22 protein-coding genes are annotated in these 24,563 nt (G+C 42.5%); 9 read left to right on the top strand and 13 right to left on the bottom strand.

Annotated features, from left to right (window positions below):
• Position 1: 1 nt before the first annotated feature.
• The 5 genes from AC27EZ_RS08775 to rpmH all read right to left on the bottom strand — a co-directional run bounded on the left by AC27EZ_RS08775 (position 2) and on the right by rpmH (position 2,968).
• A complete protein-coding gene (locus AC27EZ_RS08775; RefSeq protein WP_487134975.1) occupies positions 2-484 on the bottom strand; it encodes a YajQ family cyclic di-GMP-binding protein in 483 nt (160 codons plus the stop codon).
• Positions 485-549: 65 nt separating this feature from the next.
• A complete protein-coding gene (gene yidC, locus AC27EZ_RS08770) occupies positions 550-2,214 on the bottom strand; it encodes a membrane protein insertase YidC (protein ID WP_487134974.1) in 1,665 nt (554 codons plus the stop codon).
• A gap of 10 nt (positions 2,215-2,224) precedes the next feature.
• Positions 2,225-2,494: a membrane protein insertion efficiency factor YidD gene (gene yidD / locus AC27EZ_RS08765; RefSeq protein WP_421133025.1), complete on the bottom strand. Its 270-nt coding sequence runs from the start codon at positions 2,492-2,494 to the stop codon at positions 2,225-2,227.
• Positions 2,458-2,817 carry a ribonuclease P protein component gene (rnpA, locus tag AC27EZ_RS08760; protein ID WP_487134973.1) on the bottom strand — a complete coding sequence of 120 codons (360 nt, stop codon included), beginning with the start codon at positions 2,815-2,817 and terminating at the stop codon, positions 2,458-2,460. The genes yidD and rnpA overlap by 37 nt, the downstream gene beginning before the upstream one ends.
• A gap of 16 nt (positions 2,818-2,833) precedes the next feature.
• Positions 2,834-2,968, bottom strand: coding sequence for a 50S ribosomal protein L34 (gene rpmH, locus AC27EZ_RS08755; RefSeq protein WP_014290886.1), 135 nt, complete (start codon positions 2,966-2,968; stop codon positions 2,834-2,836).
• Between the two features lie 606 nt (positions 2,969-3,574).
• On the opposite strand from rpmH, the gene dnaA reads away from it, so the two are divergent.
• The 4 genes from dnaA (at position 3,575) to gyrB (ending at position 9,874) form a co-directional block, all read left to right on the top strand.
• Positions 3,575-5,131 (top strand): chromosomal replication initiator protein DnaA, encoded by a 1,557-nt coding sequence (gene dnaA, locus AC27EZ_RS08750; protein WP_487134972.1) that lies wholly within the window; start codon positions 3,575-3,577, stop codon positions 5,129-5,131.
• 31 nt (positions 5,132-5,162) lie between these two features.
• On the top strand, positions 5,163-6,263 hold the full coding sequence (gene dnaN / locus AC27EZ_RS08745) for a DNA polymerase III subunit beta (RefSeq protein WP_487134971.1): 1,101 nt from the start codon (positions 5,163-5,165) through the stop codon (positions 6,261-6,263).
• Positions 6,264-6,356: 93 nt separating this feature from the next.
• A complete protein-coding gene (recF, locus tag AC27EZ_RS08740; RefSeq protein ID WP_487134970.1) occupies positions 6,357-7,445 on the top strand; it encodes a DNA replication/repair protein RecF in 1,089 nt (362 codons plus the stop codon).
• Between the two features lie 8 nt (positions 7,446-7,453).
• The gene (gene gyrB, locus AC27EZ_RS08735; protein WP_487134969.1) at positions 7,454-9,874 is read left to right on the top strand and encodes a DNA topoisomerase (ATP-hydrolyzing) subunit B; all 2,421 of its coding nucleotides are present in this window, start codon (positions 7,454-7,456) and stop codon (positions 9,872-9,874) included.
• A 70-nt stretch (positions 9,875-9,944) separates the two neighbouring features.
• On the opposite strand, the gene AC27EZ_RS08730 is transcribed toward gyrB, so the two are convergent.
• The 3 genes from AC27EZ_RS08730 to glyQ form a co-directional block, all read right to left on the bottom strand.
• A complete protein-coding gene (locus AC27EZ_RS08730) occupies positions 9,945-10,388 on the bottom strand; it encodes an early set domain-containing protein (protein WP_487134968.1) in 444 nt (147 codons plus the stop codon).
• 68 nt (positions 10,389-10,456) lie between these two features.
• On the bottom strand, positions 10,457-12,532 hold the full coding sequence (gene glyS, locus AC27EZ_RS08725; protein WP_487134967.1) for a glycine--tRNA ligase subunit beta: 2,076 nt from the start codon (positions 12,530-12,532) through the stop codon (positions 10,457-10,459).
• 1 nt (position 12,533) lies between these two features.
• A complete protein-coding gene (glyQ, locus tag AC27EZ_RS08720; protein WP_421133033.1) occupies positions 12,534-13,439 on the bottom strand; it encodes a glycine--tRNA ligase subunit alpha in 906 nt (301 codons plus the stop codon).
• A gap of 141 nt (positions 13,440-13,580) precedes the next feature.
• Between glyQ and AC27EZ_RS08715 the strand changes: the two genes are divergently transcribed.
• A complete protein-coding gene (locus AC27EZ_RS08715) occupies positions 13,581-14,168 on the top strand; it encodes a DNA-3-methyladenine glycosylase I (protein ID WP_487134966.1) in 588 nt (195 codons plus the stop codon).
• A gap of 207 nt (positions 14,169-14,375) precedes the next feature.
• Positions 14,376-15,245 (top strand): hypothetical protein, encoded by an 870-nt coding sequence (locus AC27EZ_RS08710; RefSeq protein WP_487134965.1) that lies wholly within the window; start codon positions 14,376-14,378, stop codon positions 15,243-15,245.
• A gap of 103 nt (positions 15,246-15,348) precedes the next feature.
• On the opposite strand, the gene AC27EZ_RS08705 is transcribed toward AC27EZ_RS08710, so the two are convergent.
• The 4 genes from AC27EZ_RS08705 to AC27EZ_RS08690 all read right to left on the bottom strand — a co-directional run bounded on the left by AC27EZ_RS08705 (position 15,349) and on the right by AC27EZ_RS08690 (position 18,001).
• Entirely contained in the window at positions 15,349-15,804 is a 456-nt protein-coding gene (locus tag AC27EZ_RS08705; protein WP_487134964.1) for a DUF2489 domain-containing protein, read from the bottom strand.
• 17 nt (positions 15,805-15,821) lie between these two features.
• A complete protein-coding gene (yihI, locus tag AC27EZ_RS08700) occupies positions 15,822-16,331 on the bottom strand; it encodes a Der GTPase-activating protein YihI (protein ID WP_487134963.1) in 510 nt (169 codons plus the stop codon).
• Between the two features lie 54 nt (positions 16,332-16,385).
• Positions 16,386-16,925 (bottom strand): class I SAM-dependent methyltransferase, encoded by a 540-nt coding sequence (locus AC27EZ_RS08695; RefSeq protein ID WP_487134962.1) that lies wholly within the window; start codon positions 16,923-16,925, stop codon positions 16,386-16,388.
• A 452-nt stretch (positions 16,926-17,377) separates the two neighbouring features.
• The gene (locus AC27EZ_RS08690; RefSeq protein ID WP_487134961.1) at positions 17,378-18,001 is read right to left on the bottom strand and encodes a c-type cytochrome; all 624 of its coding nucleotides are present in this window, start codon (positions 17,999-18,001) and stop codon (positions 17,378-17,380) included.
• A 174-nt stretch (positions 18,002-18,175) separates the two neighbouring features.
• Between AC27EZ_RS08690 and yihA the strand changes: the two genes are divergently transcribed.
• Positions 18,176-18,793 carry a ribosome biogenesis GTP-binding protein YihA/YsxC gene (yihA, locus tag AC27EZ_RS08685; RefSeq protein WP_487134960.1) on the top strand — a complete coding sequence of 206 codons (618 nt, stop codon included), beginning with the start codon at positions 18,176-18,178 and terminating at the stop codon, positions 18,791-18,793.
• Between the two features lie 355 nt (positions 18,794-19,148).
• Here yihA and polA read toward each other — a convergent pair whose 3' ends face one another.
• Positions 19,149-21,923, bottom strand: coding sequence for a DNA polymerase I (gene polA, locus AC27EZ_RS08680; protein ID WP_487134959.1), 2,775 nt, complete (start codon positions 21,921-21,923; stop codon positions 19,149-19,151).
• Between the two features lie 408 nt (positions 21,924-22,331).
• On the opposite strand from polA, the gene elbB reads away from it, so the two are divergent.
• A complete protein-coding gene (gene elbB, locus AC27EZ_RS08675) occupies positions 22,332-22,985 on the top strand; it encodes an isoprenoid biosynthesis glyoxalase ElbB (RefSeq protein ID WP_487134958.1) in 654 nt (217 codons plus the stop codon).
• A 124-nt stretch (positions 22,986-23,109) separates the two neighbouring features.
• Positions 23,110-24,561 carry a TrkH family potassium uptake protein gene (locus AC27EZ_RS08670; RefSeq protein WP_487134957.1) on the top strand — a complete coding sequence of 484 codons (1,452 nt, stop codon included), beginning with the start codon at positions 23,110-23,112 and terminating at the stop codon, positions 24,559-24,561.
• The last annotated feature ends 2 nt before the right edge of the window (positions 24,562-24,563 follow it).

Raw genomic sequence — 24,563 nt, 5'->3', positions numbered from 1 at the left:
TTTAATCGCGAAAGTTTTTAAATTGAAAAGGTTGACCTAAGTTCGACTCTTTTATCAACGCCATTACCTGCTGCAGGTCATCGCGCTTTTTGCCGGTTACGCGCAGTTCTTCACCTTGAATTGCGGTTTGCACCTTTAGCTTTGCATCTTTAATCAGCTTTACAATTTTCTTGGCGATAGGCTGTTCAATTCCTTCTTTAAACGCAATGGTTTGTTTATAGGTTTTCCCAAGAGCATCAAAAGGCTTCGTATCGATTGAAGAAGTATCTACATTACGCTTTGAACACGCGGTACGAAAAAGGCTCTCCATCTGCTGAAGTTGGAATTCGGCTTCAGCCTTCATCACGACTGTTTTTTCTTTATACTCGAAGCTTGCTTCTACGCCTCTAAAGTCAAAACGTGTAGATAGCTCTCTACTTGCATTCTCAGTAGCGTTACGAACTTCTTCCATATTAATTTCAGAAACAATATCAAATGATGGCACGATAGGTATCCTCGTTAGACGAAACAGCCCGCATCGGCGGGCTGTTAAAGTAGTTAAATAAAGTGTTATTTATTTATTCCCCGTTTCTCCATGGAAGCATAAATCATTTTTGCCTGAACCAAGGTGATAACGTTACTTATTAGCCAGTATAGTACGAGACCGGCCGGGAACCATAGGAAAAACACACTCATCATTACTGGCATCCATTGCATTATTTTTTGCTGCATAGGGTCAGTAATAGTGGTCGGTTGTAGTTTTTGTAGCAAGTACATGCTTGCGCCCGTAAGGATAGGCAATACAAAATATGGGTCTTTAACCGACAGATCCGTTATCCATAATATAAAGTCAGCGTGACGTAATTCAACGCTTTCCATTAATACCCAGTACAATGCTAAGAAAATAGGCATTTGTAGAAGAAGCGGTAAGCAGCCTCCCATCGGGTTAACTTTTTCCTTCTTGTACAGCTCCATCATTGCTTGAGACATTTTCTGTCTATCATCACCAAAACGGTCTTTAAGTTGTTGCATCTTAGGTGCTAAGTTGCGCATACGTGCCATCGACTCGTACTGCTTCTTAGTTAGCCAATACATGGCGCCTTTCACGACAATAGTTATAAGGATAATTGCGACACCCCAGTTATTCACAAGGCTATGCAAGAAGGTTAATAGGGCAAATAATGGCTGTGAAATCCACCATAAAATACCGTAATCAACTGTAAGGTCTAAACCTCGAGCAATTTTTGCCAATTTATCCTGGTCTTTTGGACCAAGATACAGGGTGGTTGAAAGCGTTGCGGTATCACCAGAGTTAACTTGTGCAGCAGGGGTGAGTAAACCGATTACCGCATACTTGTTTTGTAGGTTTCTTGAATACAGTGTATTGACAGCGTCTTGCGGTGGTACCCATGCAGAAACAAAGTAATGCTCAAGCATACCAACCCAACCAGCAGGTGTTGTTTCTTTCAGGTTTTCGTCTTCAATATCGCCGAATGAATATTTACTGTATCTATTGTCTTCTGTTGAAAATGCGGCACCGCGATAGGTAGGCATAAACATATTGCCGTCATCTTCAAATTCCATTACCTGCTTAAGCTGAGCATATTGCTGAATGTTAGCAACCGCACCGGTATTGTTTTCAATAGTGTAACTGACGTTTACGTCGTATCGTTCTCTGTCGAAAATGAACGTTTTCGTCACAGTGAGGCCGTCATTATTCTTCCACTTAAGCGGAACAATTAATGTGTCACCTGTCATTTCAAAGACATTCTTTTCAGCACGATACACCGGACGACCATTACTGCTTGCATCCGGGCCTTGAGGGCCAATAAGGCCACTTTGGGCAACATACAAGCCATTGCCAGAACGAAGTAAGCTGTAAGGTTCTTCAGAACCCTGTACTACGGGAAATTTAAGTAGGTCTGCTGAAACAACATCGCCACCAAGCAAATCAATGCGTAGGTCTAATGTATCTGTTTTTATCTCAATAATACGATTTGCAGCGGTATTCGTCACGGCAGGCTGTAATGCAGGCACACTATCAGCTTGTGGTACGTCTTCATTCTGAGAAGGAGCGGTACCTTCAAAAGAAGGAACACCTTGCGCGCTTTGCTGGGTCTGTTCAGTTTCAACAGTCTGTATAGGTTGCGGACCATAATCCTTTTGCCATTGCTGCCAAAGCAAAAAGCTCACAAGCGCTAGGCCAATTATCAGAAAACTACGTTGCGATTCCATATAGGTCTCTTTATTTTGAGTGTTTATCTTGTTGTTTTTCCGGTACCGGATCGTAACCACCGGCGTGCAAAGGGTGGCATTTTAGTATGCGTTTGCTTGATAACCAACCGCCTTTTATCAATCCATGCGTTTTTAATGCTTCTATAGCATACCAAGAACAGGACGGATGGAAACGACAGCGTTGTCCTAAAATAGGAGAAATAAACCATTGATACAGTTTTATGAGTATCAGCGGCAATATAATTAAGCCGCGTTGCAACGCTTGCTTAATTTTTTCCATAGCTTTTCCAACGTTGCGAATACTTCTTGATTACTAAGACCATCAGCGCCCGATTTGCCAATTACGATAATATCAACATTAGGCAAGTTGTGTTGTTTATGTCGAAAACTTTCGCGGATTAGACGTTTTAGTCTATTGCGGTCATGCGCTTTGCGAATACGTTTTTTTGCAAGCGTAATACCAAGGCGTGGAGTGGTGTGGTTATTGTTTCTAGCAAGGATAGTAAAAGAAGGGGATACAGCTGGAGTTGCGTTATCAAAAACAAAAGTAAAGTGGGTGGGAGTTAACAGACGTAACTCCCTTGAAAAATTATTTTCGCCCACTTTGACGTCTTTCTACTTAAGCAGAAAGACGAGCGCGGCCTTTTGCACGGCGAGCTGCTAGTACTTTACGACCATTTTTAGTCGCCATACGAGCACGAAAACCGTGAGAACGCTTACGCTTCAAATTGCTCGGTTGAAATGTTCTTTTCATGACCAAAGTCTCACTTATATTTAATTAAACATAGGCGTTTTTGGTAAACACATTGCTCTGTTGCCAGAGTAGGTGTGCTAGTCACCAGAAAAGCCCATCGAAAAAGGACGCTGAATTCTAGAGATCTCGCGGGCTACTGTCAATCAATATTGTTGTTTATTGGTAGAAATAATGAGCAATACACCACATTTTTTAACCACTTTGATTATATAGCGTGTATTTAGGCTGTGAATAAGGTGGGTTTTTCAACGAGCTTATCCACAGTGGAGGGGATAAACTTGCATTTTGTTTGCCAAAATTAACAAGATCGGTGCGTAATTAAGGGGTTTTTTGGATCGAAAGTTGATAACGAAAGCTCTTTTTGATCTAAGTGTTAAGTTTATTAAAAACATAAGCTTATGTTTTTGATCATAAAGATCTGGCAAGATCCCCATTTACATTTTGTTGATAAAGTAAGATAATCCACAGCTATTATAACGATAATTAAAATCTCGCATTCTTCAGTAAACTATTTTGCTTCTTGTGTTTCACGCCGTTTTAAGCCGATGTGTAAATGTAATGTCTTTTAGTTTCTCCTTAGCGAGAGTTTGGAGTTAACGCACCGCCATGTCTTTATGGAATCAATGTCTTGACCGTCTTCGTCAAGAATTACCCACACAACAGTTTAGTATGTGGATTAGGCCTTTGGTTTCAGAGGAGACCGACGGCGTTGTATCGTTGTACGCGCCTAATCGTTTTGTATTAGATTGGGTGCGTGATAAGTATTTGAATAGCATCATTGCGTTGTTAGAAGAATTTGCTGGGCAAGATGCGCCAGTACTTCGTTTAGAAGTAATGAGCAGGCAAAGTGTCGCGAGTAGAGGAAACACTAATCCGCCTCCCGCACCTCCTGTGTCTAGCAAAAACGACACGCCGGAAGCGCCGCGTGCATCTCAACACTCACAGGTAAAACCACAGGCAGAACGACAACAAGGTCAACAGGCATCGCAATCCAATGAATCCATCATTGCTACTAACCCTTCTTCATTAGGAGGGCAGCCAGCGCAGTTTTTCGGTGCTAATAGTTATAACGCAGGGCAACAACAGCTGCAGCCTCATAGAAATCAGCCTAAGGTTGTTCCGATTCCCGAGGCCATGCGTCATAAAAGCAATATTAACCCTACGTATCAATTCGACAATTTTGTAGAGGGTAAGTCTAACCAATTAGCGAGAGCGGCTGCGACGCAAGTGGCTAACAATCCTGGTAGTTCGTACAATCCATTATTTATTTATGGTGGCACGGGTTTAGGTAAAACCCATTTGCTTCACGCCGTAGGTAATGGAATCGTTGCGAATAATGAAAACGCTAAAATAGTCTATATGCACTCAGAGCGGTTCGTGCAGGATATGGTTAAAGCGCTGCAAAACAATGCTATTGAAGATTTCAAACGCTTCTATCGTTCAGTTGATGCGTTGTTAATAGATGATATTCAATTTTTTGCGAATAAAGAGCGCTCTCAAGAAGAGTTTTTCCATACCTTTAACGCATTATTGGAGGGTAATCAGCAGATTATACTTACCTCTGACAGGTACCCTAAAGAAATCGATGGTGTTGAGGACAGATTAAAATCACGATTTGGTTGGGGGCTTACCATTGCGATTGAGCCGCCTGAATTAGAAACTCGTGTTGCCATTTTAATGAGAAAGGCTGCTGAGAACAGAATTCACTTACCAAACGAAGTTGCCTTTTTTATTGCAAAACGCTTACGGTCTAATGTGCGGGAGCTAGAAGGGGCGTTGAACCGTGTTATTGCAAACGCTAATTTCACTGGGCGACCGATTACTATCGATTTCGTAAGAGAAGCGTTGCGTGATTTGTTAGCGTTACAAGAGAAGCTAGTAACGGTTGATAATATACAGAAAACGGTTGCAGATTATTATAAGATAAAGGTAGCTGACATTCTCTCGAAACGCCGTAGCAGAAGCGTTGCTCGCCCTAGACAGGTTGCAATGGCATTAGCAAAAGAGCTTACCAACCATAGCTTACCAGAGCTCGGTAACGCATTTGGTGGCAGAGATCATACGACTGTTTTACACGCATGCAGAAAAATACAGCAGCTTAGAGAAGAAAGTCATGATATAAAAGAAGACTATAAGAACCTCATACGGACTTTGTCTTCGTAACATCACTTTTAAGAGGCGAGATAGCACAGCGATGAAATTTACTATAAGCCGCGAATTATTTTTACAACCACTTCAGTTGGTGTCTGGTGCCGTAGAGCGTCGACATACACTTCCCATATTGTCTAACGTCCTTATTAAAGTTAGTGAGGATGCACTATGGCTAACAGGTACTGATTTAGAGGTAGAACTAATCTCTAGTGTTAAATTAGAGGGCGATTTTACTGAAGGTGAAATTACGGTTCCTGCAAAGAAGCTGTTTGATATTATTCGCGGTATAGCTGATGGAACAGATATTCACTTCTCGCTAGACGGAAATAAAGCGTTACTCCGCGCAGGCAGAGGGCGTTATACGTTATCTACCTTGTCGGCAAGTGATTATCCTAATCTAGAAGACTGGGAAGGCGAAGTAGAGTTCGAGTTAACGTGCAGTGACCTCAAGCGTCTTATAGACTCAACGAGCTTTTCGATGGCGCAGCAAGATGTGCGCTACTACCTAAACGGTATGTCTCTTGAAACTGAAGAACATGTAATTCGTACTGTCGCAACAGACGGGCATAGATTAGCGCTGTGTCGATTGAATTATGAAACAGCGTTGCCAGCGCGCCAGGTGATTATTCCGCGGAAAGGTGTGTTAGAAATATCTCGTTTGATCAGTGAAGATGAAAAGTCGCTGAAAGTGCAAATTGGTGCTAATCACTTACGTATTTTTTCAAACGATTTTATTTTCACTTCTAAGTTAGTTGATGGGCGTTTCCCTGATTATCGCCGTGTGCTTCCCCAAAGCTGTGACAAAGAGATAATCGCAAGCAAAGCGGTGTTGAAAGACGCATTTTCACGTGCCGCAATTCTTTCGAACGAAAAGTTTAGAGGCGTCCGTCTTAATTTAGCGTCATCTGAATTAAAGATTACTGCGAATAACCCAGAGCAAGAAGAAGCGGAAGAGATTGTTGATGTGCAGTACGATGGCGAAGACCTAGAGATTGGCTTCAATGTTGCGTACCTTATCGACGTACTGAATTCGCTTGGTTCTGATGGCGTTAAAGTGAGTCTTTCTGATTCTAATGCCAGTGCATTAATAGAAGACAGCGAAGACGATGCTGCGCTTTACGTCATTATGCCAATGCGCCTATAGCGGTATTGGCAGTATTTTTCTAAATTCAATAGCGCACCTTTTAATCCACGTGTTTTGGGTGCGCACTTCTCTTCCTAATATCAGAGTTTCATTATGAAACTGGACAACGTCCAGCTCACCAACTTCCGTAACTTGTCCTCCGTTAAATTCTCCCCATCATCATCGTTAACCGTGATAAGGGGAGTAAACGGTAGTGGCAAATCTTCTATTATGGAAGCGCTGTATTATCTTGGGTTTGGACGTTCATTTCGAACTAATAAGCACAGTGCGGTCATACAGAACGATACCAACACATTTAGTGTTTTTGCCTCGGGTATTGATGAAAGTGGTAACGTTCTTAAAATTGGTATAAATAGAGGTAGAGATGAAACGTTCACGGTAAGTGTTAATGGTGAACGTTCTACACGACTAAGCGATTTAGTTAGTCTCGTACCAATCCAGTTGTTTACGCCTCAAAGTACAGATCTCATTATTGGGTCGCCATCAGAACGTAGAAAGTTCTGTGATTGGGGATTGTTTCACGTGGAACATAACTTTCAATCGCTCTCTAACCAGTATGCTAAGTTTCTAAAACATAGAAATGCACTGCTTAAACAGCAGGCGAATCTAGCCTCTCCGCAATACCAATACTGGGAGCAATGCTTCGTTGAGGCGGGAGAAAAGTTTACCGAATATCGTACACATTATATCGAAAAACTAACGCCGCTTTTTCACAAATATGCTTCTTCATTCTTACCAGATTTTGAGATTAGTTTGAGTTACTATAAAGGATGGGAAAAAGATGCGTGTTTGTCAGAAAGCGTAGTTAAAAAGCGCGAGTATGATGGTAAAATAGGTCACACATCATCTGGCCCTCATAAGGCCGATATTAAACTAAAAGTTGACGGGGTTAATGCCCAAGAGCTTTTATCGCGTGGTCAGCTTAGGATGGCTGTAGCGGCGCTGCAAATGGCGCAAACAGAGCTGTTTAATGTTCTAACACATCGTAAAAGTATTTTCTTATTAGACGATGTTGGTGCTGAGTTAGACGCTGATAAGCGAGAACAATTTATTGATGGGCTGTTACAAATGGATACGCAGGTTTTCGTTACTGCAATAGAATCTGCACAGCTCTCATTTATACAAAAATATAACGAAAAGAAAATGTTTCACGTGGAACATGGAAGCGTGAAAGAGGAGTAAAAGCTAGTATGTCAGAACAGAACAACTACGACTCGTCCAGTATTAAAGTACTTAAAGGATTAGATGCCGTAAGAAAGCGTCCCGGTATGTATATCGGTGATACGGATGACGGTACGGGATTACACCACATGGTATTCGAGGTGGTCGATAACTCTATCGATGAAGCGCTTGCCGGACACTGTTCAGAGATTGTTGTGCTGATTCACAGCGACGGTTCTGTCTCTGTGTCTGACGACGGTCGAGGAATCCCTACCGAAATTCATGAAGAAGAGGGCGTGTCTGCCGCTGAGGTTATCATGACCGTACTGCATGCCGGCGGTAAGTTTGATGATAACTCGTATAAAGTATCAGGCGGACTTCACGGTGTTGGGGTGTCAGTGGTAAACGCACTGTCTAGCAAGCTGAAAATTCGAATTCGTCGTGGTGGTAAAGCGCACGAACAAGAATATAAGCACGGCGTTCCACAAGCTCCGCTAGCCGTGACAGGTGATACTGACAAGAACGGCACAATGATACGTTTCTGGCCAAGTGAAGAAACTTTTACCGACACACTTTATCACTACGACATACTAGCTAAACGTTTACGTGAGTTATCGTTTTTAAACTCTGGCGTGTCTATTTTATTAAAAGACGAACGCGATGGTAAAGAAGACCACTTTAAGTATGAAGGTGGTATAAAAGCGTTTGTTGAGTATTTGAACCAGAAGAAAACGCCTGTTCATCAAAAAGTATTTCACTTTAGTAGTGAGCAAGAAGACGGCATTGCTGTTGAAGTTGCGATGCAATGGAACGACAGTTTCCAAGAGAACGTATTCTGTTTCACGAACAATATCCCTCAACGAGATGGTGGAGCTCACCTCGCCGGTTTTAGAGGTGCGTTAACACGTACTTTGAACAACTATATGGAGAAAGAGGGGCTTAACAAAAAAGCAAAAACTAACGCGAGTGGCGATGATGCTCGTGAAGGTTTGACTGCTGTAGTATCGGTGAAGGTGCCTGATCCTAAGTTCTCTTCACAGACTAAAGATAAGCTCGTATCTTCAGAAGTTCGCCCTGCAGTAGAGTCTGCAATGAACGAAAAGTTGGCCGAATTCCTATTAGAGAACCCGCAAGAAAGTAAAATTATTGCAGGTAAGATAATTGATGCTGCTCGGGCGCGAGAGGCAGCGCGTAAAGCGCGTGAGATGACCCGCCGCAAGGGTGCACTAGATTTAGCGGGATTACCCGGTAAACTGGCTGACTGTCAAGAAAAAGACCCAGCGCTTAGTGAACTCTACATAGTGGAAGGGGACTCTGCTGGCGGCTCCGCTAAGCAGGGTAGAAACAGAAAGAACCAAGCAATATTACCGCTTAAAGGTAAAATTCTTAACGTAGAAAAAGCGCGTTTTGATAAAATGCTTTCATCACAAGAAGTAGCAACGTTGATCACTGCTCTTGGTTGCGGCATTGGACGAGACGAATATAATCCTGAAAAACTGCGCTACCATAGCATTATCATCATGACCGATGCTGATGTCGATGGGTCGCACATTCGTACGCTACTTCTAACGTTCTTCTATCGTCAAATGCCTGAAATTATTGAGCGTGGCTATGTTTATATTGCTCAGCCTCCGCTTTATAAAGTTAAAAAAGGTAAGCAAGAACAGTATTTAAAAGATGATGAAGCACTTACTAACTATCTAACGTCTATTGCGATAGATGGTGCAACATTGTATCCAAGCAGTGATGATCTTGGTATCAGTGGTGTTGGTCTTGAAACCTTGGTTAAACAATATCAGCAAGCTGAAAAAATGATAACCAGAATGAAACGCATCATGCCTTCATCAATTCTGTATCGCATGCTGTACACACCAACATTGAACTTAGAAGATCTTAAAAACGAAGACACATTAGCAAATGTCGCTAAACACTTTGTTGAACAGCTCACTGAACGTGAAAATGACGGTGCAACATACCGCTATGAAATCCGTAACGACTCTGAATTAAGTGAATATTTCATAACGATAATTATGCGAATGCATGGTATTGATTATGAATATATCATCGACCACGAGTTCATTGAGTCTAACGAATACGAACGTCTTAAAGCGTTGAACTTAGCTATCAATAACATGATGAGTGAAGATGCTTACATCCAACGTGGCGAAAGAAAACAGCCTGTAGAGGCGTTTAAAGAAGCATTAGATTGGTTAATGAGTGAAGCTAAGCGTGGACAATATATTCAACGCTATAAAGGGCTAGGCGAGATGAACCCTGACCAGCTGTGGGAAACCACAATGGACCCTAATAGCCGTAGAATGCTACAAGTGACTATTGAAGATGCGATAAGCTGCGACCAGTTATTCACCACCTTGATGGGTGACCAGGTTGAGCCTAGACGTGAGTTCATAGAGGCGAATGCGCTTAACGTTGAAAACTTAGACGTATAAACAACGCAGCGTTATTTTAAAGTTAAAAAAAAGCCCAACATTATGTTGGGCTTTTTTTGTATCTGAAGTACTAACGCTTAGTGATAATCAATGCCACTTCACCGGCACTTGCAGCACTTATGCTAAAGCGATAAATACCTGTAGATGAAGGCGTGAATTGAAGGTTATCCGCGTTCTGCTGACAGATTAAGTAGACCGTTGCTTCAATCATTACGGGTTGGCCTTTATATTTAGCACCGCAGCTTTGCGATGGAGACCAGTTAGCATCTGAAAGCTTGAAGTCGTAAGGTTGCCCATCAGCAATAAGTTCTACATCAACATACCAACTGCCACTGCCTTGTTTAAACTTGTAGGCTGGCGTTGCTTCCCACCAGTTAAAAACACCACGCAGGTAAAGCGAATCGAACGCAATGCTAGGCGTTGAAGACGGTAGTTGAGGAATAGAAATACCACCACTGCTAGTACAGCCGGTAAGTAAAAACGCAAAAAACAAAGTAATAATATAACGCTTCACATTTACTCCAAAAAAATACCCAACCTAGTGCTGGGTATTTAAAATCTAACAAAACACTGTTTTATATATTATGCTTTTGCAAGCAACGATATATCTGCCGTGGTAAGGAAAAGTTGCCTTAATAACGACAACAATGCAAGCCTGTTACGCTTTACTGCTTCATCGTCAGCCATGACCATTACATTATCAAAGAAGGCGTCAATAACACTTCTTAGTGTGGCAAGGGTAGACAAAATTTCATTGTAGTCTTCGCTTTCCAATGATGCACTAACACTACTTTGTGCACTGATTAGCTGACGATACAATGCAACCTCAGCTTCCTCAACCAGTAATGATTCTGAAATAGAAGAATCGACACCAGCTTCTGATTGCTTAGCAAGAATGTTGGCGACGCGCTTATTTGCAGCAGCAAGCGCCTCAGCTTCTTCTCGTTGCTTAAACTGTGACACCGCATTAATACGTGCAAGATAGTCTTTAGGTTGCGTTGGACGTCGTGCTGAAACTGCCTGTATCACATCAGTTGAAATCTGTTGATCTTGAAGAAGTGCCACAAAGCGCCCAAGCACAAAGTCAACAACCTGTGTTTGGTGTTTATCGTTAGTAAGTTTAGCGCCGTACACTTCGCTGGCCTTATTTACTAGCGTTACAAGGTCAAGGTCTAAACCTAACTCTGTAATGATACGAAGTACACCAATCGCTGCTCTTCGAAGCGCAAATGGGTCTTTGTCGCCTTTCGGCAGTTGCCCTATACCGAATATACCTACTAGCGTATCTAGCTTGTCTGCGAGCGCTACCGAAGCGCTAACGCCAGAGCCTGGCAGGTCATCACCAGCAAAGCGAGGCATGTACTGTTCGTAAAGCGCTGCTGCAACAGGTGCATCTTCGCCGTCGTTCAGGGCATAGTATTTACCCATAACACCTTGGACGTCTGGGAATTCCATCACCATGTTCGACATAAGGTCAGTCTTGGCAAGTAACCCAGCGCGAGAAGCTTGTGTCACATCGGCGTCTATCTGCGACGCAATAAAGCCAGCCAGTGAAGAAATTCGCTCAGATTTTTCTTTGAGTGTGCCTAACTGCTTTTGGAAAAGCACTGTCTCTAGACTACTTAAACGGCTTTCAAGCGTTGTCTTTTTATCGCTGTTAAAAAAGAACTCAGCATCAGCAAGGCGAGGGCGGATAACTTTTTCGTTGCCTGTAACAACATGAATAGGATCACGACTTTCGATGTTGCTTACAAACAAGAAAGTATTAGACAGGTTGTGATTATCATCAAGCAAAGGCACGTACTTTTGGTCGTCTTTCATGGTGTAGATCAGAGCTTCTTTAGGCACCGCTAAGAAACCTTCATCAAACCCAGCTTGCATAACCACAGGCCATTCGACCAACGAGGCAATTTCTTCAAGTAGCGCTTCGTCATAGTCTGGCGTTAGAGAAAGTGCTTTTGCTGCGTCTTCCAACTGTTGCCTAACTGTATCTTTACGCTCGGTAAAGTCTGCAATCACATAATGTGCATTAAGTGCTTCTGCGTAATTATCAGCATGATCAAGTTCAAAGCGAGGCTCGCCATGGAAGCGATGACCTTGAACAGTACGACCGCTCGTTAATCCCAAAGAAGAACAACTCACAACCTCTGCACCGTACAACACTGTAAGGGTATGAACGGGGCGAATGAACTGGGTTGCATAACTGCCCCAACGCATAGGCTTAGGAATGGGTAGTTTAGAAACGGCTTTATTTAGAAGGCCTTCTAGCAAAGACGCAACCGGCTGACCTTCGACGCTGGCTTTGTATAGCAACCATTCGCCTTTATCGGTCACTAAGCGTTCGGCGTCTTCAACCACGATGCCGTTACCACGCGCCCAGCCTTGAGCTGCTTTCGTTGGGTTACCGTCAGTATCAAACGCTGCGCTTACCGCAGGTCCACGCTTTTCGACAACTTTATCTGCTTGGCTGTCCGCTAAACCAGTAACATAAACTGCTAGGCGACGAGGTGCAGCGAACCAGCTAACATTATCGAAAGCAAGTTCCGCTTCTTCTAACGCGGTTTGAAATTGGTCGGCAAAAGCTTGCCCAAGCGATTTAAGTGCTTTAGGAGGAAGCTCTTCTGTTCCTAGCTCAATAAGGCAATTCTCTGTACGCATCTTATGCCTCCTTATTGCATAGAGGGAAACCTAAGGCTTCTCGTGCGTCGAAATAACTTTGTGCAACGCCTTTGGATAATGCCCTTACCCGAAGAATATAACGTTGACGTTCAGTCACTGAAATAGCATGGCGAGCGTCTAGCATATTGAATGCATGAGACGCTTTCATAACCTGCTCATATGCTGGAAGCGGCAGGTTGTTTTCAATAAGCTTTTGGCTTTCTGCTTCACACTCATCAAACGTTCTAAATAACGCTTCAACATTGGCGTGTTCAAAATTATAAGTAGATTGTTCTACTTCATTTTGATGGAAAACATCACCGTATGTCACTTTGCCCATAGGTCCGTCTGTCCATACAAGATCATAGATGCTATCTACTTCTTGTACATACATAGCTAGGCGTTCTAAACCATAAGTGATTTCGCCTGTTACCGGCTTACATTCAAGCCCACCAACCTGTTGGAAATAAGTGAACTGAGTCACTTCCATACCGTTTAGCCATACTTCCCAACCTAGACCCCACGCGCCTAGCGTTGGTGATTCCCAGTTGTCTTCGACGAAGCGAATATCGTGTACTAACGGATCAAAACCCAGTTCTTTAAGCGAGCCCAAATACAACTCTTGAATATTATCGGGAGACGGCTTCAGCATAACCTGAAACTGATAATAGTGTTGTAACCGGTTTGGGTTTTCGCCGTAACGTCCATCAGTAGGGCGTCGACACGGTTGTACATAAGCACTACTCATTGGCTCAGGGCCAAGAGAACGTAAAAATGTCATGGGGTGGAACGTACCTGCACCCACTTCCATATCCAAAGGCTGAATAATCACGCAGCCTTGGCGCGCCCAATAGTCTTGAAGCGCAAGGATCAACCCTTGAAAGGTTTTAATATCGTATTTCTGCATACATCCGCTGCTTATTGGTTATCTGTTTCTAAAAAGGTGGGATAGTATACAATTTGTAACGCTGAGTATGTAGGTGTAAACCACGAAAAACCTCGGTTAATGCACGCGAAACGTTGATTGATGTTAAGGAAGTTTGAATTTATGCCATTACTACCTCTAGTACGATGCGGTTGGGTCTCAGAACACACCGATTATCAGGCTTACCATGACAATGAATGGGGGCGTCCTGTAACGGACAGCCAGGCGCTATTTGCTAAGCTTTGTCTTGATGGGCAGCAGGCAGGGTTATCATGGCTGACTATTCTTCGAAAACAGCAAAACTACGAACAGGCTTTTTATCATTTTGACCCCGCCAAAATAAGTGAAATGACGAACGACGACGTTGAACGATTACTACTTAACAAAGGCATTATACGGAACCGATTAAAAATTCAGTCAATAATAAAAAATGCTAAAGGGTATCTAGCCATTGAGAAAGAACAGAGTTTTTCAGATTTTATATGGCAGTTTACCGACCATAAAACGGTAGTTAATGAATGGCATGCTACTGACAAAATACCTACATCGACCGATGCATCAAAAGCGATGTCAAAAGCACTGAAGAAAAGAGGTTTTTCGTTTGTAGGGGAAACCATTTGTTACGCATTTATGCAAGCGGTAGGAATAGTGAATGACCATGAAGTTAGCTGTCACTGTTATGAAGAGGTTAGAAGCATCGCGAGAATATAAAATAGATTATTCATCATCTAGCCTCGTATCTTCAATAACAGAATGCGGATAAAACTGACAGTTTATCGTGTATGTGTTGCGGCCTCATGGCGTGTCATGCGACCAAAAAAGTGAAATTCAAACTATCATCCGAATTCAAGCGGAACGTTTTGTTTTTAATTACACCTTAGATATATATGGATATTCGAGGCTTAAGCGTGTCAAAAAATGGATGAAATTATTTCAATTGAAAAATCTTTGAATTGGACAGATGATTTTTCGAAAAAAAAACCAAAAAACTCTGATATAAAAAGTTTTTCTCTATCGATAATATTCCACACTCTTCTAGCTATCATTGCGTTGTTAGGTTTCAATTCTTTACCTCCTAACGTCACTGAGAAACCAAGTTCTCCGATAAAAGCGATTTTGTACGTCCCAGTAACTCAGCGAGAAACGAATACTGAAACGTTACTAAGTCCACAAAATGTATTTAAAATTGCGTTACCTACTAAGCGCCCAATTGAGCAAACTGATCACAAGATAATGGAGTCACCCCAGATACCTGTCACTTCTTCCGAGAACATTAGTAATGTTGATTCATCTTTAATAATTCAGCCCAAAATCGAACCGAATGTTCAATTCGACAGCCTCAAAGGTGAGCTTGATATTAAATTTAGCCTTGAAGTAGATACAAAGATGCCTTCAAATGATCAGGAAATCAGAGTTGACATATTTGCAACCAAAGCGAATAAAGATCTTGGTGCATTCAATCGACAAGCCTTCGAAATCTTGATGCACCATGATATACGGGCTATTCAAAAGCTAAAGATATCCCCCGATTTAGATATTCCCGCAAGAACTTACCGCGACGATGAGCACGAGAGAATGGAAAATCTCGCTATTACAGTAGATTGTAACTCGATAAGGGGAGGTACACTAACACTCGTAAGCCAATTGCTAAACGGAACGCTTGGAAAGAATCAAAACTATCAATCGGCTAGCGCACACAAAAGCGTAGCCTCTGTCGACCGGATCAGATGCTCTAAAATAGATATTGATCGATTTATTCAGCGCCGTATGAATAAAGTAAAAGATTGAGGGCGGCTGCACAAAGAGATAATGTTAAATCTCAAATTACGTATAAGGACGATACATAAAAAAGGCCACTCTACTGTGGCCTTATATTTTTCTCTTTTATTCACTATGCCATCAATGATTCACAATAGCGCTTTAACTTTGGCAGCTCGCTTAGGACGTTAGACTCATACTCTGATTCTATTTGCTCTCTTGCGAGGTCTTGTTTTCTGCGCTCTAACTTTGATAATTCCTTTCTTGCATCAAGTATCGCGAAACCGCTTATATCCACAAACAACGCATGAATACTTGGGTACTCAGCTTTGAAATTTGGTGGTGATGCAAGTGGAAGCGCAGCGAGAAGATTTACGATACGAATAACCCCCTCTGAAAGGTCGCATTGCTGTTGCTCCATGGCTTTAGCAATCACGTAAACACTTTCAGTTATGGTAAAAACCCGTTTCTCTCTCACCGCTGCTTGTCGCGCATTTTGTGTTTTAAGCTGAAACAACAAACGGCCAGCGTAAAAGCCCAATACTAAAATAATCAGTAAGGCTGCAAAAATCAGTATTATCGAAAGCATGTAAAAAAGGGTCCGGTTTAATGTTTAAAGTCGTCTATATCAATAGCGTCTAAATCATCGAACGGATCGCTTTCATCTTCTTCATCATCTTCGTCAACTATGCCTAGAAGATCACAAAGAATACGATGTCGCGCCATTTTCTCGTCAACATAGGCTTGTTGTTCTCTCGTTAGTGCTTGGTCGTTATCTAACTTATCAAGCAACGAGGTTAACCTTTGGTCGGCTTCTAATGCTGCAAGCTCTTCAGCGGGTGTAGCATACTTTTTCTTTTGTACTGGCGTAACAATACTTGGTGTCGCTTTTATCAATTGAACTGGCTTCTTACTGCCGTGTCGCGGATCTTTGTTCTCTTGACGTCGCGAACCCATTGTCGTTTTTTCGTCAATATTGTGCCTGCTGCCAGCAGGTTTGCCCTTATGCTTCTTTGGGCGAGGGTCAGTATTTTTACGATTCTCGCTAGGCTTAAAGTCAGGGTCTTTTCTGACGCCAATTAAACCAACTTTACGAGACTTCTTTGAACGTGCCATAAATTTTATAGGTATCTGTATTAATGAATAGTTGATTATTATAGCGCGAAACGATTAAAGCTTCTTCAACAATACAACATCATTGCTGGGAAATTCGACGGTAAACCCGTCTCTTTCACTAAGAAAACGAAACGTGGCTTCGCTAAAAAAGGAAACATGGGTTTTATCATTCTTATAGTGCCAACTGGCGAAGGCTGTGTTATCAATAACCCGCTTAGTCATTATCACCAGCACGCCACCAGGCTTCAACATCGAAAGAAAGTAATTCCACTCTCTCGATGGGGTATGAAAATGTTCTATCGCCTCTGTGCACGTTATGATGCTGTACTTTTTGCCGAATACTCGCTTATCGGGGTTATAAAAAATATCAAACGTATCTACCATCGAAAGCCCAGATGCTTTTAGCATGTTGGCAAGCACAGGCGATGGTCCGCAACCAAAGTCGAGTGCGTTATCATTAGGTTGGATTAGCGGAATAAGTGGTGAGAGTGCCCTTTGTAGAAAAGAGCGATAGCCTTCATCATCATCGCTGTTTTCATGGAGGTCGTATTCAGTGCGCTCTACAATCAGTGTCGGTAAAAACTCAGGGCTCACGAAAACCAAAGCGCAGTCAGCACACTGGTGATATCGTCGACGTTTATCTTCGAAATAAAAGTTGGTGTCTTGTGAGTGACAAAGTGGGCAAGCTATTGATAAATTTTGCATGATTCAAAAAGAAAAAAAGGCGATGGTTTTCACCATCACCTTACATTTAATCAGTGTCAGATGACACCTCTCCCGTTTTATTTACACATCTATGTGTAATCGAGCTTCCCTAGCGAACTCCCCTTATTATTCTTTTTAGCAGAGCGCTATTTTTTTGTTTTTGGCCTTCTTGGCACTTTATGATTTCTTCCGTGTTGCTTTTTATTATTATTATTCTTGTTATCCAGTTCGTAGACTTACAAGCTCTGCTACAAACTAAGCCGTTAGACTACACGAATAATTTCAAAAAACAACTTAATTGTTTACAAAAAAATAACAAAAGGTGATCTATGCGTCTTAAATTAATGTAAGCCGGCTATATAGTGAGATAAAATCTCGATATCTTCATCGGTTAATTTCATCGCAATATCGCGCATCATGCCGTTCATATCGTTGTGGCGCTGGCCAGAACGAAAAGATTTAAGCTGAGAAGCGGTATAAGTAGCGTGCTGGCCACTGATGTCAGGAAATCCAGCTAGCCCCATGCCATTACCTTTAGGGCCATGACACGCAATACAAGCGGTAACGCCACGTGACTCATCGCCACCTTGGTACAGTGCTCTACCTGCTTCAACGTACTGTTCAGCAGTTTCACCTGGTTTAGCATCCTGACTTGAGAAGTAAGCTGCTAAGTCTTTCATGTCTTGCTCAGAAAGGGGAGCGGCCATGCCGTTCATTACCGCATTATTACGGCCTTCTTCGCCACCAGTTTCAGACGCTAACTTAAACTCCATCAGCTGCTTAACTAGATATTTTTCATGTTGGCCCGCTAACTTGGGGTTCATATCTATCATGCTATTACCATCTTGGCCATGACATGCTGCACATACTGCAGATTTCGCTTTTCCAGCCTCGGCGTCGCCTTCTGCCATAACAGAAGTTGATAAACCTAAAGACATAAATACCAACAAACACAGTTTTTTCATAATAAATCTCTTAAATGGATCCAACGGCTCGCGTGATATACGTGATATCATGCTCATTTTACACATTTAACGCGTCAGAAAAACCTATTCCATGATAAAACTATGGTTTTTACTAGGTTTAGATCATTAAAAGACTTTAAACATAAAGTAATGACGCATGTGAGGTAAGTCTAGATGTCGTATTACACCAAAGCAAAATTCTTTACAAGTGCACCAGATATTAGGCATTTGAAAGACGATACCGGAATTGAAGTAGCATTTGCCGGGCGTTCAAACGCTGGTAAGTCTAGCGCGTTAAATACGTTAACGCGTCAAAAAAACTTAGCAAGAACCAGTAAAACACCTGGTCGTACTCAACTTATTAATGTTTTCGAGCTTGAAGAGAACAGAAGATTAGTTGATTTACCCGGGTATGGTTACGCAAAAGTGCCTATTGCAATGAAGCAAAAGTGGCAGCAAGCGCTTGGGGAATATTTACAGAAACGTAAATCGCTGAAAGGGTTAGTAGTGTTAATGGATATCCGTCATCCGTTTAAAGACTTAGACCAAGACCTAATTCACTGGGCTGTTGATTCAAAAATACCGGTACTTGCGCTGTTAACTAAGGCCGATAAATTAAAATCGGGAAAACGTAAAGCACAGCTGTTGATGGCTAGAGAAGCCGCTCTTGCTTTTATGGGTGATGTTACTGTTCACACATTTTCGTCGTTGAACAGAAGTGGATTACCAGAATTAGAGGGCATGTTGAATAAATGGTTGGATTTGGAAAAGCCACAAGACGAAGAAGAATAAAAAAAGCCTCGCAACTTGCGAGGCCAACACAATATAGGGAAAACACATAATAACTAAAGATATAGAGTAGGGCATTGAAGGTAAGTTCAAATTAAATGCGCGTTCGTTATATTTTTATGTGTTTTTTCGCTGCTTCTATACCGCACTTTTCTTTAGGCATAAAAAAACCCCGACAAATCTGTCGGGGTTAAAGCAAAGGTTTGAAAACAGCTTTCTCACCTCTGTACCCTACGCGCACAATATTACAACATAGTGATAAAAAGGCAAGTTGGCTTTGTAATTAAATTACCAAATGAGACGCTATAATCTGTTTTATAAGATAAAAAAGCGCATTTCTCGTAATCTAATTACTTGTTTAGTGGGCTTGGTCCCAGTTTTCACCTTCACCCGCCTCTACAACAAGCGGTACGGCGAGCGTTGCAGCACTTTCCATCAGTGAAACGATGGTGTCGGTATAGGCTTCTAATTTGTCTTCTTTAATTTCAAACACTAATTCATCGTGTACTTGCATCATCATCGTCACGTCTGATGTATCAAGAGACGTTATCCAATCATCGACTTTAAGCATAGCCATTTTAATGATGTCTGCCGCAGTGCCTTGCATCGGCGCATTGATTGCTGCGCGCTCTGCACCTTTACGACGAGCGCCGTTGCTCGCTTTAATATCAGGTAAATATAGGCGTCGACCAAATACCGTTTCTACATACCCTTTTTCTTTAGCGACTTCTCGGGTGCTGTCCATGTAGTGCAAAACTCCAGGGTAACGTTCGAAATATAAGTCCATGTATTTTTGTGCTTCATGACGCGGTACGTTTAATTGCTTCGCTAGACCGAATGCACTCATGCCATAGATAAGTCCGAAATTAATGGCTTTCGCACTACGCCTTTGCTCAGTAGTAACATCATCAAGGGAAACACCAAATACCTCTGCAGCCGTTGCCTTATGAATATCTTTGCCATGGGCAAAGGCATTTAACAGGCCTTCGTCACCAGAGAGATGCGCCATAATTCTAAGTTCTATTTGTGAATAATCGGCAGCGACAATCTTGTAACCATCCCGAGGAACAAATGCCTGTCTGACGCGACGGCCTTCTTCATTACGGATCGGGATGTTTTGCAAATTAGGGTCGGTTGATGACAAACGTCCGGTTGCAGTTACCGCTTGGTGATAAGAAGTATGCACTCTGCCGGTTCGGTGGTTTATCATCTTTGGCAGCTTATCGGTGTAGGTATTTTTTAACTTAGTTAATCCCCGATATTCCATTATCTTTTTCGGTAATGGGTAATCAAGTGCGAGTTCTTGCAGCACTTCTTCGGAAGTAGATGGCGCTCCCTTAGGGGTTTTCTTAATAACAGGCAGCTCCATCTTTTCAAAAAGGATATGTTGTAGCTGTTTCGTCGAACCCAAATTAAAGGTTTCACCGGCTTCTTCGTGAACTTCTTTTTCAAGTTCACCGATACGAATCGCTAAATCTTGGCTTTGCTGACGTAATTGTTGGCTATCAATTAATACGCCTTGTTGTTCCATTCTTGCTAATACGCAAGCAAGTGGCACTTCTACATCAACCAACAAACGTTTTAATTCAGGTATCTGGCTTAACTTCTCCCAAATAACATGGTGAAGACGAAGTGTTATGTCTGCGTCCTCAGCGGCATAAGGACCTGCTTGTTCAAGGGGAATTTGATTGAAGGTAAGTTGCTTAGCACCTTTACCAGCAATCTCTTCAAAATGAATAGTCTTGTGGCCTAGGTAAGCTAATGCTAACGAGTCCATATCATGGCGCTGCGCAGTACTATTAAGGACATAGCTTTCAAGCATAGTGTCAAAACCAATGCCGTTAAGCGTGATGTCATAGTTTGCAAGTACGTTTTTGTCGTACTTAATATGCTGACCCACTTTACTATGACTTGCCGACTCTAGTAAGGGCTTCAATTTTCCAAGCACATAATCACGGTCGAGTTGAGTAGGAGCGTCTACATAATCATGAGCAACAGGCACGTAGGCGGCAAGCCCGGGTTCAATACAAAAAGAAACGCCGACAATTTCCGCATTCATGTAATTAAGACTTGTTGTTTCAGTATCAAACGCGAATAGTTCGGCATTACTAAGCTTTTCTACCCATGCTTCAAATGCTTCCTCTGTGTACACCACGTCATAGTTACTGGTATCAATATCGCTTGAGACGTCTTCACTCGTGATCTCTTCGCTATCTGAATGGCTTGTGGTTTGCTCAACATCGCCGCTAGCAAGTGCACTTACTTCGCTATGCCAGCGCTTAAACTCATATTCAGCAAATAACGCCTTGAGTTGCTCATTATCTTGTGAGGTGTAACGTAAGTTTTCAACGTCATAGTCTAAATCAAGGTCCACACTGATTGTTGCCAGCGTATAAGAAAGGCGAGCTTGCTCTTCATATTCCTGCATTTTAGCCGCCATCGTTTTGCTTCCACGAAACGATAGTTCAGCAATGTTATCAAGATTGTTGTAAATGTCTTCAATACCGCCGATACCATTTAGCAATGCTTGGGCACTTTTATCGCCAACACCTGGAACGCCTGGAATGTTATCTACCTTGTCACCTTTTAATGCCAAAAAGTCGATAATAAGTTCTGGAGGAATACCGAACTTGGTTTTTACCCCTTCAACATCCATTAACTGGTTTGTCATGGTATTAATGAGTGTTACATGCTCGTTGACCAACTGTGCCATGTCTTTATCACCGGTACTTATTAAGGTTTCTATCCCTTTTTCGGTAGCGTGCTTGGCCAGTGTACCTATTACATCGTCTGCCTCAACACCAGACTCAACAATCACCGGCAAGCCCATTGCTTTTACGATGGTATGAAGTGGTGCTATTTGGCTTCTCAACTCGTCAGGCATGGGAGGGCGGTTTGCCTTGTACTCTTTATAAATATCATCGCGAAACGTTTTACCCTTCGCATCAAAGATCACTGCCATGTGAGTGGGATTGTATTGTTTGATCAAACTTTTAAGCATATTAACTACGCCGTAAATCGCACCTGTATCTTGCCCTTTAGAGTTTGTAAGCGGTGGCAGCCCATGGAAGGCTCTGAATAGATAAGACGATCCGTCTACAAGAATAAATGGAGGCTTTTTTGAATCGGTCATTGATGTTTTTTACCTAGCATAGAATATGGCGCAAGGATGCCACAGGCTGCCATTGATCGCCATAGGAGCAAGAAATTATTGCGGGTGGATCATCTGTGGATAACTTTGTGATCTAAAGCGCTGGGCACGACAACGATGCCGATCCTTGTCAAGTTAAAGATCAGCTTCTGGGGCAATAAAAATAAGGGGATGATAATGAGAGATAAAAACTACAATCCTGTAATGTATCATTCCGTTTAATGTGGATAACTTGGTGCGTTTATTATTTTGGCTTAACCAAGCTGGTCGAGTAATGTAGCATAAGAAATTAGTAATCCAACAAAGGTTATTAAGAATTTTTTGTAAACGGTTGACTGTTTTATAGCCAAAAATAGAATAAGTCAGTTGTTATAAGGGCTAGGAGCAATAATGAAAAACGTAGCGGTTATTTTAAGTGGTAGCGGTGTATTCGATGGGTCGGAAATTCATGAAGCGGTATTAACGTTATTAGCCATAGAGCAACAGGGCGCATCATATACTTGTTTTGCCCCCGATGTTGAGCAGATGCACGTGGTAAATCACTTAACAGGTGAGGTTGACGACACCTCATCACGAAATGTATTAGTCGAGTCGGCACGTATCGCAAGAGGAGATGTTAAGCCGCTAACAGAATGTGACCCAGAGCAATTCGATGCTCTTGTATTACCCGGTGGGTTTGGAGCGGCAAAAAATTTATGTAACTTTGCCACTAACGGTGCGCACAGTACCGTGAATGATTCGGTGTTAGCACTATGCCAACAATTTGCTGCGTTAAGAAAACCCGCTGCATACGCATGTATCGCACCAGTAATCGCTGCGCATGTCTATGGAGAGGGGGTTCATCTTACTATTGGTAACGACAAAGAAACCGCATCGGCGCTTAACGAAATAGGCGCAAGTCATGTTGACTGTGCTGTTGATGATGTCGTTATTGATAACGAACACAAAGTGGTTACCACACCGGCATATATGTTGGCTGAATCTATAGTTGATGCACAAAAGGGCTTGAGTAAAATGGTACAAGTCGTACTATCAATGAAATAAATATAATAGTGGAGGAAACAAAGGTTTTCTCCGCTGCTATTATCACCCTATAATTCACACTATCTGCTGAATAAAAGCACGGCCTTGAGAAAGGTAGCGTAATAATTAAAAGGCATTAAACCACATGCACTACCGTGCGATTGTACGTATTCTTGGGCTTCTTATCGCGCTATTTAGCGTAACGATGATCCCGCCCGCCATTGTTTCTCTTATATACCAAGATGGAAGCGGTTTACCGTTTACGCTTGCGTTTATCTTTTGCGTTATCGGCGGCATGGCGTTGTGGTACCCAAACCGCCAACAAAAAGCCGATTTACGAGCACGTGAAGGCTTTCTTATCGTTGCTTTGTTTTGGTCTGTGCTAGCAAGCGTAGGTGCCATACCGCTTATTTTGCTAGAACAACCGAGTATGACAGTAACAGACGCCTTTTTTGAGTCGTTTTCAGGTTTAACGACGACGGGGGCTACGGTGATTGAAGGCATAGACTTTCTGCCGCACTCCGTACAGTTTTACCGCCAGCAGCTACAGTGGCTTGGTGGTATGGGTATTATCGTACTCGCCGTCGCTATTCTTCCAATACTTGGCGTTGGGGGCATGCAGCTTTATCGTGCAGAAACGCCAGGGCCAGTAAAAGATAATAAAATGACGCCGCGTATAGCGGATACGGCAAAGCACCTTTGGTATATCTATCTATCGATTACCATTGCATGTGCCTTGTCATATTGGTTAGCGGGTATGGATGTATTCGATGCTATATGTCACTCCTTCTCAACGGTCGCAATAGGCGGTTTTTCTACCCATGATGCTAGCTTAGGGTACTTTAATAGCCCGTTGGTGAACGTGGTGTGTACGGTATTTTTGTTAATTGCGGCACTTAATTTCTCACTCCATTATGCCGCGGTAAGTTCGCGATCGGTTAAAGGCTACTTCAGCGACCCAGAGTTTAAAGCGTTTTTCTTTATTCAAGCTACGCTCATTGCTATTTGCTTCTTTGTACTCACGCTATCTGGTTTTTATGCATCAGCAGAAACGGCATTAGACCAAGCCATGATCCAAGCGGTATCAATCAGTACTACGGCTGGTTTTGCCACTACCGACTTTTCGGTATGGCCTACCTTCTTACCTATTCTTCTTATTTTTTCTAGTTTTATCGGCGGGTGTGCAAGCTCTACCGGTGGTGGATTAAAAGTGGTACGGGTGTGCCTGTTATTCCTTCAGGGGAAGCGTGAAGTAGATAGGCTTATTCACCCTAAAGCGGTGTATTCGGTAAAGCTTGGTGAGCGCGCTATGCCCGACAGGGTTGTAGAAGCAGTGTGGGGCTTTTTCTCCGCCTATGCGGTGGTCTTTGTCATCATCATGATTGGCCTAATTGCCACAGGTTTAGATAATTTAAGTGCGTTTACTGCTACCGCAGCCATGCTGAATAATTTAGGGCCAGGTCTTGGCAGCGTGGCGGCAAATTACGCCAGCGTAACGGATGCAGGAAAGTGGATATTAGTGATTGCAATGGTGTTTGGCCGTCTTGAAGTGTTTTCACTGTTGGTCCTGTTCTCGCCTACCTTTTGGCGTAGTTAAGA

The sequence above is a fragment of the Alteromonas sp. 4NH20-0056 genome (assembly GCF_057539655.1).
This window is presented reverse-complemented; position numbering and strand designations above follow the sequence as displayed.

Excerpts from the sequence above, each read along its gene's own strand:
- yidC (WP_487134974.1), bottom strand. The coding sequence starts at position 2,214 with ATGGAATCGCAACGTAGTTTTCTGATAATTGGCCTAGCGCTTGTGAGC.
- yidD (WP_421133025.1), bottom strand. The coding sequence starts at position 2,494 with ATGGAAAAAATTAAGCAAGCGTTGCAACGCGGCTTAATTATATTGCCG.
- rpmH (WP_014290886.1), bottom strand. The coding sequence starts at position 2,968 with ATGAAAAGAACATTTCAACCGAGCAATTTGAAGCGTAAGCGTTCTCAC.
- dnaA (WP_487134972.1), top strand. The coding sequence starts at position 3,575 with ATGTCTTTATGGAATCAATGTCTTGACCGTCTTCGTCAAGAATTACCC.
- dnaN (WP_487134971.1), top strand. The coding sequence starts at position 5,163 with ATGAAATTTACTATAAGCCGCGAATTATTTTTACAACCACTTCAGTTG.
- recF (WP_487134970.1), top strand. The coding sequence starts at position 6,357 with ATGAAACTGGACAACGTCCAGCTCACCAACTTCCGTAACTTGTCCTCC.
- gyrB (WP_487134969.1), top strand. The coding sequence starts at position 7,454 with ATGTCAGAACAGAACAACTACGACTCGTCCAGTATTAAAGTACTTAAA.
- glyS (WP_487134967.1), bottom strand. The coding sequence starts at position 12,532 with ATGCGTACAGAGAATTGCCTTATTGAGCTAGGAACAGAAGAGCTTCCT.
- glyQ (WP_421133033.1), bottom strand. The coding sequence starts at position 13,439 with ATGCAGAAATACGATATTAAAACCTTTCAAGGGTTGATCCTTGCGCTT.
- AC27EZ_RS08715 (WP_487134966.1), top strand. The coding sequence starts at position 13,581 with ATGCCATTACTACCTCTAGTACGATGCGGTTGGGTCTCAGAACACACC.
- AC27EZ_RS08710 (WP_487134965.1), top strand. The coding sequence starts at position 14,376 with ATGGATGAAATTATTTCAATTGAAAAATCTTTGAATTGGACAGATGAT.
- AC27EZ_RS08705 (WP_487134964.1), bottom strand. The coding sequence starts at position 15,804 with ATGCTTTCGATAATACTGATTTTTGCAGCCTTACTGATTATTTTAGTA.
- yihI (WP_487134963.1), bottom strand. The coding sequence starts at position 16,331 with ATGGCACGTTCAAAGAAGTCTCGTAAAGTTGGTTTAATTGGCGTCAGA.
- AC27EZ_RS08690 (WP_487134961.1), bottom strand. The coding sequence starts at position 18,001 with ATGAAAAAACTGTGTTTGTTGGTATTTATGTCTTTAGGTTTATCAACT.
- yihA (WP_487134960.1), top strand. The coding sequence starts at position 18,176 with ATGTCGTATTACACCAAAGCAAAATTCTTTACAAGTGCACCAGATATT.
- polA (WP_487134959.1), bottom strand. The coding sequence starts at position 21,923 with ATGACCGATTCAAAAAAGCCTCCATTTATTCTTGTAGACGGATCGTCT.
- elbB (WP_487134958.1), top strand. The coding sequence starts at position 22,332 with ATGAAAAACGTAGCGGTTATTTTAAGTGGTAGCGGTGTATTCGATGGG.
- AC27EZ_RS08670 (WP_487134957.1), top strand. The coding sequence starts at position 23,110 with ATGCACTACCGTGCGATTGTACGTATTCTTGGGCTTCTTATCGCGCTA.